General features: G+C 66.1%; 2 protein-coding genes. Both read right to left on the bottom strand.

Annotated features, from left to right (window positions below; genetic code table 11):
• Positions 1-368: 368 nt before the first annotated feature.
• A complete protein-coding gene (locus tag VAE54_RS02320; protein ID WP_322800321.1) occupies positions 369-674 on the bottom strand; it encodes a hypothetical protein in 306 nt (101 codons plus the stop codon).
• Between the two features lie 446 nt (positions 675-1,120).
• Positions 1,121-1,582 (bottom strand): response regulator transcription factor (locus VAE54_RS02315; RefSeq protein WP_322800320.1); only part of this gene is annotated, 462 nt, incomplete at its 5' end.

Below are 1,582 nucleotides of genomic sequence, written 5' to 3'. Positions count from 1 at the left end.
AGCACCGGCCCGCCGTGCCGGGCCACGGCCTGGGCCACCCGCAACGCCCGCACCGGGCCCAGAACCTGCACCAGGCGCCAGCGCACCGCCAGCCCCGTGAAGACCCGCACCCGCTCCCCTTCGATCTCCAGGAGCATCGGCTCTTAGCGCCCGCCGGGGCGGGCGCGGTCCAGCAGGGCCTGCACCTCGGGCTCCCGCAGCGACCGCACGCCCAGCCGCCCGCCGCTGAGCGTTTCCACCTCCCGGGCCAGGGCCGCGCACACCGAACACCCGCTGTCATATCAGAGATAGCGCTCGGTCATGGCCTCACCTCCAAAGACGAAAGACTTCCCTCTTCATCTTAGTCCCTTCGTCCGCCTCGCGCTTCCTCATTTTTGGAGGAATCCCCCGTCTATCCTGATCCTTCCGAGTGGGGGCGGGTCTTCGGGGCCCAGGATCTGCACCAGGCGCCAGCACAGCGCAAACCCGGTGAAAACCCGGACACGCTCCCCCTCGATTTCCAGGAGCATCGGCTCCCAGCGCCAGCCGAGGCGGGCCGGGTTCCGTCGGGCCTGCACCTCGGGCTCCCGTAGCGACCGCACCCCCAGCCGTCCTCCGCTCAAAGCTTCTACTTCTTGGGCCAGCGCGATGCACGCTGCACACCCACCGTCGTATAACAACCATTGTTTCCTCACAATTCACCTCCTATTTGAACTTTTCTCTCCTCCAGATGTCTTCCCAAACCACAGCGGCGCAGTATCGACCAGCTCCACCTCCGGCCGGTGGAACCAGAGCCCCAGATCCGCCAGCCCATACAGCTATCCCGTGATATGGATGAGGATATTAGACCAGAGACACATCCATTTCTTGTGCTTATTTCCTCACGCAATCTTATAGTAAGCAGCCAGAGGTCGCTTCGCAACCGTATTTTCCTCAGGAGTTCCCCTGTGGATTTCCACAGGTCCTGTTCCGGGGGATTACGAGGCTTCCTCTGTCGAGGATCCAGCGAGGAGCCCATGGGGAACCTGAGCGCTCCGGATTTACTTACCTGCTGTAGAACGCGCACGGGTGGCCCCTGCCGGAGGGGCATTGAGGGGCCCCTCCCTATCCAGCAAGACGATTCCCGGAGGGCCTGCGGGGCCTATTCGCCCTCACTGGGGTGCCTCATCCCCTGAAGCCATCCCCGTCGCATCGCTTCCTTCACGGCCGCGGCCCGGCTGCTCACCCCCAGCCGCTGGAAAATCTGGCCCAGGTGATATTCCACGGTCCGCGGGGAGAGCCTCAGGCGCTGCGCGATGGCCCGGTTGGTCAGCCCCTCGGCCACCAGTTCCAGGATCTCCCGCTCCCGCTCCGTCAGGCCTCCCCCGCCCCGCTCCGGAAGCCCCCGCGCCCTGGCCAGGATCTCCGGGCTGAAGGCGGTCAGGCCCCGGGCCACGCTCTGGACCGCCGCGGCGATGGCCTCCAGGCCTTCGCTTTTGAGAAGATAACCCTCCACCCCAACGGCCATGGCCTCCCGGATCAGCGCCTCGTCATCGTAGGCGCTGAGCAGCAGGATGCGGATCGGCCACCCGCGCCGCCGGATCTCCCGCGCGAGGGCGAGGCC

The organism is Thermoflexus sp., assembly GCF_034432235.1.
Classification (GTDB): Bacteria; Chloroflexota; Anaerolineae; order Thermoflexales; family Thermoflexaceae; genus Thermoflexus.
Note: the sequence above shows the minus strand (reverse complement) of the source record. Positions and strands in the feature narration are given on the sequence as shown.